7 protein-coding genes are annotated in these 9191 nt (G+C 44.4%); 2 read left to right on the top strand and 5 right to left on the bottom strand.

All coding sequences use genetic code 11. The annotated features are described in order from the left end of the window. Nucleotides 1-77 precede the first annotated feature (77 nt). Together ACRC32_RS05390 and ACRC32_RS05385 are read left to right on the top strand one after the other, a co-directional pair. Entirely contained in the window at nucleotides 78-242 is a 165-nt protein-coding gene (locus tag ACRC32_RS05390) for a metallothionein (protein ID WP_438553026.1), read from the top strand. 112 nt (nucleotides 243-354) lie between these two features. Beyond that, complete coding sequence (locus ACRC32_RS05385) at nucleotides 355-990, top strand: Vat family streptogramin A O-acetyltransferase (RefSeq protein WP_438553027.1); 636 nt, start codon at nucleotides 355-357, stop codon at nucleotides 988-990. A gap of 45 nt (nucleotides 991-1035) precedes the next feature. Here the strand turns inward: ACRC32_RS05385 and ACRC32_RS05380 are convergent, their stop codons facing one another. From ACRC32_RS05380 to ACRC32_RS05360, 5 genes are all read right to left on the bottom strand, one after another. Further along, the gene (locus tag ACRC32_RS05380) at nucleotides 1036-2328 is read right to left on the bottom strand and encodes a sensor histidine kinase (RefSeq protein WP_438553025.1); all 1293 of its coding nucleotides are present in this window, start codon (nucleotides 2326-2328) and stop codon (nucleotides 1036-1038) included. A gap of 286 nt (nucleotides 2329-2614) precedes the next feature. Further along, nucleotides 2615-3877 (bottom strand): ATP-dependent protease ATP-binding subunit ClpX, encoded by a 1263-nt coding sequence (clpX, locus tag ACRC32_RS05375; RefSeq protein ID WP_438553024.1) that lies wholly within the window; start codon nucleotides 3875-3877, stop codon nucleotides 2615-2617. A gap of 43 nt (nucleotides 3878-3920) precedes the next feature. Beyond that, entirely contained in the window at nucleotides 3921-4145 is a 225-nt protein-coding gene (locus ACRC32_RS05370) for a hypothetical protein (RefSeq protein ID WP_438553023.1), read from the bottom strand. Nucleotides 4146-4225: 80 nt separating this feature from the next. After that, on the bottom strand, nucleotides 4226-7330 hold the full coding sequence (locus tag ACRC32_RS05365; protein WP_438553022.1) for a hybrid sensor histidine kinase/response regulator: 3105 nt from the start codon (nucleotides 7328-7330) through the stop codon (nucleotides 4226-4228). 141 nt (nucleotides 7331-7471) lie between these two features. After that, nucleotides 7472-9191, bottom strand: a 1720-nt coding sequence (locus tag ACRC32_RS05360) for a methyl-accepting chemotaxis protein (RefSeq protein WP_438553021.1), incomplete at its 5' end; no start/stop codon positions are given.

Raw genomic sequence — 9191 nt, 5'->3', positions numbered from 1 at the left:
GGTGAACTTTTTTTAAAAAATACCTGAATGTATGTTCATATGTTATCTTGATGGGAGAGGTGAATAGGATTAAGACTATGACGACAGTAACTTCAATGAAATGTGCTTGTGACAATTGCTTGTGCGTTGTTTCCCTAGAGGACGCGATTCAAAAAGACGGCAAGGCTTACTGTAGCGAAGCCTGTGCTAGCGGTCATCCCGATGGTAGTGGCTGCGGTCACACTGGTTGCGGTTGCGGCTGATCTGATTTTGAATTTCGGGTTGTATAAACATTACATATCTAGTAGCTTCCATTACTGTGTTAAAAGAGAGTAGGAAATGAAAGTTTTCTACTCTTAATTAATTTAGGAGGCTATTTTGCTAGGACCAGATCCAAAAAATAAGCACCCGATGGAAGGATTTCCACAGATTTGTTTTATAAAAAATACTGTTTCTAACCCCAATATTATTATTGGCGACTATACTTATTACGACGATCCTGAAGATTCAGAAAATTTCGATCGCAACCTTCTGTACCACTATCCTTTTAGCAGTGACAAACTAATTATTGGCAAGTTTTGTGCCTTAGCTAAAGGTATAAAATTTATTATGAATAGCGCCAACCACAAAATGTCTGGGTTTTCAACTTATCCATTTCAAATTTTTAAAAATGGATGGGAAAAGGTAATGCCACAAATACATGAATTTCCCTACAAAGGCGATACTGTAATTGGTAATGATGTCTGGATTGGTTACGAATCCGTCATTATGCCAGGGATTAAAATTGGTGATGGAGCAATTATTGCTGCGAAATCCGTAGTTGTTAGTGACGTAGAACCTTACACCATTGTAGGAGGTAATCCAGCCAAAATTATCAAGCAACGTTTCCCTAGTGATGTTGTAGATGCATTACTAGAAATTTCTTGGTGGAACTGGGATATTGAGAAAATTTCGCGCAATCTTGAGAAAATTGTAGCTGCCGATCTCGATGCTTTGAGAAGTTGTAAATAGGTTTTTAGTGAATAGATTTTATGTTGTGTTTCCTTTTACTAATTACTAAAATAAGGGTAGACTAACCTGAAAACAACTACCAACGTTAACTTGGCTCTTAACAGCTATTTCCCCGCCGTGCTGCTTCACAATTGCTTGAGCAATTGCCAAACCTAATCCCAAACCCTTTTGCTGTTGTTGCGCTTGCTCGGAGCGCCAAAACCACTGAAAGATAGAAGCATGATGCTCTGGTGGAATACCAATGCCTGTATCTTCAACTGAAACGATCGCTTTACGTTTAGACTTGCGTACTGCGAGAGAAATACTACCTCCTTTTTCCGTATAAGCGATCGCGTTCTCCAGTAAGTTTGAGAATAAACGGCTCAAATGAATTGGATCTCCCCGCACAGATAAACCAGGTAGCAATTGAGCTTGAAAAGCAATACCTTGTGACGTAGCACGGGCATCGAACTGTTCTAATATAGGTAAAAGCAATTCTTCTAAGCGAATATTTACTGTCTCTAACTCAGTTGGTAAAACTGCTACCTCGCTTCGAGTCAAAATTAGTAAATCTTCTACCAAATGCTCTAGTTCGTCAGTAGCGTTAGCAACGATCGTTAGTTTTTGTCGATCGAGTGGTATTGCTGATTCTGCTTCTCCTGCTAGTAGTGCGATCGCTAGGGTAATTCGCGTCAACGGGTGGCGGAGATAATGAGAGATATTCGTAACAGTCTGTCTGAGCTGTCGGAAGCTTTGTTGTAGCGGCTGGGAGTTCCACTGACTGAGGTGAACGCCACTGATACTAAAGATAAATAAAATAGCGATTCCCTGACAGCCAAGCCAGAGCCGCAGCCGAGCCAAAATCATTTCTAATGGCTGTGTGGATTCGCTTACCCGAATATATCCTTCTAGATGTAGCGTTTTTAGCTTCGGATCGCTGACATAGACAGCAATGGTGGCAATCCTTAATTCTCTCTGCTGTTGGAAAATAGGTACGATTGGTTGCCAGCGAGAATGGAAGACATTTCGGGAGGGTGGAAGAGAAGGAAAGCGATTTCCTTGACTCAAAAGTAATTTCCCATCAGCGTCGAACCATTCCCAACTTTGAGTTTTAGCAGCAAAAAGTTTGCGCCAAGGAAGCTCTTGTAGGTTTTGCCGATTTTGAGATTTCACGATCTCAAAACTCGGAATTGCGGCTTGTGCCAAAGTCAAGAGGCGATCGTCCGATTGTTTTTTCAGAGAATTACCAATTGAGTTGTACGTCGTCAGGGAAAACCCTCCTAAAATAGCTGCCGTTGCTGCTAGGTAAGCAAATAATATACGTTTATAGGAATATTTGAACTTTGTTTGAGGAACCATGCCTAAAGATAGAAGCCATAGGCTTCAAGAAAGGATGCAGCAGAATAATCGAAATTGCAACATTGACAAAGCCAACACTTTTGATGAAGATTTATTATCAACTAATACTAAATTGCTTAGTAATTTAAATAAAACAGAAAAAAGTAACAAACTTAGGACAAAATCAGTTATCAGTTGTCAGTTGTCAGTTATCAGGAACATCTTTTCATGCACCACGCATACCCGCGCACCACACCCCGCACACCACGCACCACGCTCTTACCAACAACCAACAACCAATGACCAATTAAGCTGTTTCTGGCTGGAAGAAGGCTGTAGGATGAATGAGAAGATCGGCAGTAGAGTGTTTTTCTACCATTGCTTTACAGATGGTGCAGCGATCTAAGTCTGGGCGAGAGGGAAGTTCGTACATGATATCTAGCATTAGCTCTTCTACAATTCCCCTCAAGGCTCTTGCACCAGTTTTACGCCGATATGCTTCTTGGGCGATCGCGCGGACAGCATCTAATTCAAACTCAAGTTGAACGTTATCCATTTGTAATAGCTTTTGATACTGTTTCAAAAGCGCATTTTGCGGCTCGGTTAAAATTTCTATCAGTCCTTCTTCGCCTAAAGGTTCCAGCACTGTAACGACTGGCAATCGTCCGATTAGTTCTGGAATTAGACCGAATTTCACTAAATCTTCCGGTTCCAGATGGTTTAATAAATAATCTGTTTGCCTTGTTGTAGATCTTTCTTGCGATCGCCCGAACCCCATAGATTTTTTTCCCATCCGTTGTTCGACTAGTTTTTCCACTCCGACAAAAGCGCCGCCGCAGATAAACAGAATATTTTTGGTATCAACTTGGATGCTATCTTGGTAGGGGTGTTTGCGTCCTCCTTGTGGTGGTACATTAGCGATTGTTCCTTCTAATATTTTTAACAGTGCTTGCTGCACTCCTTCCCCCGATACATCGCGAGTAATAGAGGGGTTTTCACTTTTACGGGCAATTTTATCAATTTCATCAATATAAATAATTCCTTGTTGTGCTGTTTCTGCATCCATTTCTGCCACTTGCAACAATCGCAGTAGGATGTTTTCTACATCATCTCCGACGTAACCCGCTTCTGTGAAAGTTGTTGCATCCACAACAGCAAAAGGTACGTCTATGACTTGTGCTAGAGTTTGAGCTAGGAGTGTTTTACCGCTCCCCGTTGGTCCAACCAAAAGAATATTTGACTTTTGCAATGCCACATCATTGCGATCGCTGGACAAACGCTTATAGTGATTGTAAACTGCTACTGAAAGAACTTTCTTCGCCTGTTCCTGACCGATAACATGGTTGTCCAAGTACTGTTTTATTTCTCTGGGTTTGGGGATGTGGTAGTTGTTAGAATTAGTATTAGTTTTTGGGGTACTAGGTTGAGGTGGAGAAGTATCCAATACTTCTTGACACTGTTCGATGCATTCACTACAAATGTTAACACCCGTACCAGAAATCAACTTATCGACTTGAGTATGGGGTTTGCCGCAAAACGAGCATCTTAATAATGAAGTGTAGTCAGGCATATTTACTTTTTCCTTGGGGTTAAAATGTATTCACTGAAATGTTTTAACTAGGAATTTGTCTTTCCATTACCGATAAAAATCCGCACAGACTTATCGATAGGATCTCAACTAACCAATGCATTGATTCAGGGGCGATCGCAAATCCCCAAATTAGTAGAATTAAGCTAGCTAAGCAGATGGCAAGTCGATGAATTTCTTCGGTCATTCTGCAACCAATCCAAGTAAAGCCGAAGCTCATAGTCCAAAAAATTAAATATGTGATATGCATAGATTAGACCTACCTAAAAAGGGAATAAGTCAAAAGTTAAAAGTCAAAAGACTAGTCACTGACAACTGATAACTGAATAACTAGGCGATATGCTGCAAAATCGTTTGTTCTTCTACGTTTTGCTCAAAAATGTTTTTGAGTGCTTGCAAAAACTCAAGTTCTATATACGGTTTGGTGAAGTAGGCACTAGCACCTAATTGAATTGCTAAACGGCGATGTTTGTCGTTACTGCGTGATGTCAGCATAGCCACGGGAATTTTGGCAAATTGCGGCTCTTGTCGCCACTGACAGAGAAATTCAAAGCCGTTCATATTCGGCATTTCAATATCGCAAAGTACTAGTTGTACCGTGGGAGATTGCTGTAATTTTTCTAGTGCTTCTAATCCATCACGCGCTGATAAAACTCGATAGCCAGCCTTTTGCAACGAAAGTGTCAGCGTTTGGCGCATCGTCGTTGAGTCATCTACAACTAAAATTGTAGGACGTTCGGTTTTATGAACAATTGCTGTTCGATCGCGCCACAAATTATTTATGTTTTGTTCTTTGTCTTTTGATTGACTTTCAGTTGTCTGAATTGTATTTTGTTGCCGTTCTAGGACATATTCTAAAAGGCTGATTCCATTAATCACGGGAACTAAACTACCGTTTCCTAGTAGAGTGCAGCCATAGGTATATTTGGGAGGCGAAACGAGCGATCCAAAAGGTTTAATTGCTAGTTCTTGTTCTGCCAACAAGCAATCGACTTCTAGCGCCAATAATTCACCCTCCCATCGCAGGAGAAGCATTGGTAACTCCCGTTCTTCTACTGTAGTTGTAATTGGAGATGGGCTGTTAGTAACTTCTAACATTGGACGATTGTATTCTAAAAGGTCTGCCAACCGATGGATTGGTATGATGTGTTCTCGCCAGCGCAATAGCTGCTGAGTCCCCGTGCGATTAATGCGATCGCTTGGCGTAGTGACAATATTTTCAATGCTGTCAGATGGCAACGCTACGGTAGTTGTTCCTGTAGAGCAAACAACCAAATTTGCGATCGTCAACGTGAGAGGCAAGCGTAAAGTAAAAGTCGTACCCTCACCAGGAAAGGAACTGACGCTTACAGAACCGCGCAGCGATCGCAGTTGAGAACGGACAACATCCAAACCCATGCCACGACCGGAAAGTTCGCTAACGTGGTGAGTGGTAGAAAATCCTGGCTCGAAGATAAATTCTAGCAACTGCTCTTTAGAGGCGCTGGCTGCTTCTATTGGCGACAACCAACCCAACTCTACAATCCGGCTGCGAATTTGCCCCAGGTTTAGACCCCGACCGTCATCTCTAACTTCAATAATTGTTTGATTGCCTTTGTAATAAGCACAAATCAGAATTTCTCCGTTTTCCGGCTTACCTTGCTGTTGGCGGATCTCAGGCGATTCGATGCCATGAGCAAAGGCATTGCGGAGTAAATGCAACAGCGGGTCGTAGAGTTTTTCCAAAATTGCTTTTTCTACCTGCACCTCTGTTCCTCTGAGCTTCAAATTGACAGGCTTAGAGTAGTTATGCGACATATCCCGCAGCATCCGAGAGAAACGCTTGAGAACTTCACCCAAGGGGAGCATTCGCGCTCGCATTAATTCATCTTGGAGTTGGGAAAAAACTTGTTGTTTCCGCTCTAATATTTGACTCGATTGCTCGGCAAATAAAGCAATATCCTCTACAGCCTCTTCCAATTGGACGATCTCTTCTAGAATTCTTTGTAATAGAGGGTGAACCGCTCCATAACGATCCATTTCTAGAGGATCGAAGTCAGTTGTAAGTGGTAGTTGGTAGTTGGTAGTTGGTAGTTGGTTCTCCCCTGCTCCTCTGCTCCTAGTCTCCTCTGCTCCTCTGCTCCTAGTCTCCCTGCTTCCTGCTCCCTTGTCACCCTCAGCTCGCCTCTCTAGCTGACCGATCAGTTCTTGAAAGTGAGCAAAACGGCGGAGCAACTCTTGGGCTGAGTTTTGGGTTTGCTCGGTTTGCAGTGCAATTGAGTTGCGATTGACGACTAATTCACCCAATAGCTTATGCATCCGCTCTAATCGGCTTAATTCTACTCGCGTAGAAACGGCAGTCGCTATCTGTGATTCATCTGTGTAGGAATTGGTAGTTCCTACTTTAGGGCGATCGCCCTCTATTTTGCTCTGAGAAATTTCAGTTGAGTGGGATAAGGACTGAATCGGCGATAAATTTGCCGCAGGGGAAATAGTTAGGGAATGAGCATCTGATTCGATCGCGCCATTGGAATCATCTTCAGTTTCAGTGACGAAAATGATATCAGGATCGATCGCCGCTGCTTCTATTGGTACTGCCTCGTCGCCAAATAACAGCTCGTCTAGTAAAGGCGAGAATTGTGGTTCTGGGTTAGGAACGAGATCGACGATTTTTTCTGTTAACGCACAAAGGGCAGCAGAAGGACTCCCCCCAGTCGTGCGATCGCCTGCTAGTACGGCAGCTCTGCTATTATGAAAATCGGCTAGGGCAACTTGGATAATTTCTCTGGCGCGATCGGGATAGGTTTCTAGTGCGGTCAAAGCTGTTTGGGCGATCGCCCCAAATCCTGGTAGATTTAATAGCTCGGCAAATCCAGCAAAGACTTCTGCCTGCGCTCGTAATTCTCCAGCCACCTCGAAATCTTGAGGGTTGGCGACCACAGCCGCCAATCGTTCTAGTCCTTGCACGACATCAGTTTCAAAGATTGAAGCTACCAAATCGACCCCAAGTTCTGAGGACATGGGCATATAGCAATCGAGCTGAGCTAAAGCATCTCCTAAACGCTCTTCTATTTGATTAAATACGGGTTCGGCTACTGCTAATGTTGCCGCACAGTCAATGCTGCCGATGGTAATTTGTTGCAGTAGGGGGACGCGCAGACAATCGTAAGCTTGCAGTAATAAACCTTCTAACTCTGAATCTATTGTTACAGAGCGGTTGTACAAAGCCCGAAAAACATCTTCTAAACGGTGGGCAATAATTTTAATTGGCTCTAAATCCAAGCAAGCTGCACCACCTTTAAGAGAGTGAGCTGCACGCATCAAATCGTGAATGCGTTCGTGCGTGCGCTCTTGCTTCAGACTAAGCAAGCCTGCTTCAATCTCCTGTAGCAGCTCTGGCACTTCTTCAATAAACAGACGGTAAGCTTGGTCGCGAATGTCGGGAGTAATTAGCATGACTAGAAACTAGGGACTAGGGAAGGGTGTAGGGAGCGCACGAGCAGGGGAGCAGGGGAGCAGAGGGGTACGGAAGCAACTACCAATTACCAATTACCAATTACCAATTACCAATTACCAATTACCAATTACCAATTACCACTAACTAACTTTGAATTGACCGACGCTGGCTTGGAGCGATCGCGCTACGGTTGATAATTGTTGGAAGGAAGCGGAGACTTCGGTGGCAGTTAGGGATGTGGTTTCGGCGATCGCGGCGACTGTGGCGATAGTTGTCGTGGCTGCTTCTGAGTCTTGAGATTGCTCGATCGCAGCTTGGGCAATTGCTCCTACGAGTTGATGAATGCGATCGCTGGCGGTGGTAATGTGGTTTAAACTCTGGCGGGTATCGTTGACGAGTTGAGTCCCGATCGCTACCTGTTCTGTGCCGATTGCCATTGCTGTAGCAACTTCATTGGTTTCCCGTTGAATTCCCGAGACTAGCGTTTCAATTTCTGCCGTTGCTTTGGCTGATTGTCGGGCTAGCGATCGCACTTCATCGGCAACAGCCGCAAAGCCACGTCCTTCTTCCCCTGCTCGCGCTGCTTCAATGGAAGCATTCATGGCGAGCAAGCTAGTCCGCTCGGCAAAGTGAGCGATTAAATTTACCACTTTGTAAATCTTTTGCGATGACTCTCCCAAACATTTGATCTTTTTGACGGTTTCAGCCACAGTTCCCCGAATTGTCAGCATTCCATCTACGGCACGATCCATTGCTATATCCCCAGATGCGACTGTCTCCATCGCTTGGCGCACGTCTATTTCTGCGCGTTTGGCGTTATCCGCAACAGTATGGGCAGAATCAGCCATCGCTTGAATGCGTTCCAAAGCAGTGACAATTTCTGTTGATTGCTGCCAAGCTCCTTGCGAGAGGGCTTGGATTAACGGCTCGTTACTGCTAATTGCTGCATCGACTTGTTTGGCAGCTGTTTGTGCTTGTACCGCAATTTCTTGCAAGCTTTCGACTGTGGAGTTATAAGAGTCAGCGATCGTACCGATTTCATCTTCTGTGACTCTGGCACGGATCGTGAGGTCGCCCTGACTAATTGGATCGACTTCAATCAGCAAATCCAACGCTCGTTTTTGCAACTGTTCTTTGGCGTTTTTCTGTTGTTCTAAAAGATCGGCACGCTCTAGCGCTAGTCCTATTTGAGTCGCAATCTGGGCAAAGAAATCAACCTCTACTTTCTGCCAGTGACGCGGAACGTTACACTGATGGACGACAAGTAAACCTACACAGCGATCGCCGAGCGAAATTGGTGCGGCTAGACTGGATTTGACGGTAAGTGCTGTTAGCTGTTGCCAGTACTCATCGCTCGTATCTGCCGGTCGTATATGAGAAATTACCTCGACTTGTCCTTTTTGGTAGTGTGTGTATTGTTCTAGGGCATAGTTGGCTATCTTTTTACCCAGTATGCGAGTTATACCTGCGCTTGCTGCTTCGACAACGACGCTACCATTGCGATCGCCATCAAACCAATAGACAATTGCGCGGTCGGTTAGCAAAGCGCTGCGGGTCTCGGCTACGGCGGTGCTGAGAATAGCTGGGCAATCGATCGCGCTACCAATCCTCACAGTAATATCTTTGAGTAATTGCGATCGCCTTGCTTCTGCTGCTTTAAGCTGCACGAGTTCCTCTAGCTGCTTCGCCATGCTATTGATGCTAGTTTCTAAAACAGCCATTTCAGCCGTGCCACGAACTGCCAAGCGAGTATCTAACTTACCCAAACCCATTTGAGCCACAGCCTTAGCAGCATTCAGAATCGGATAAGTCGCCCGCTTAGCCAAAACTGCGGCGATCGCCGCGATCGATAGGGCAGCT

Origin of the sequence: Chroococcidiopsis sp., assembly GCF_051657925.1 — a bacterium.
Lineage (GTDB): Bacteria > Cyanobacteriota > Cyanobacteriia > Cyanobacteriales > Chroococcidiopsidaceae > Chroococcidiopsis.
The sequence above is the reverse complement of the archived record's forward strand: the minus strand, read 5'-3'. Positions and strand labels throughout refer to the sequence as shown.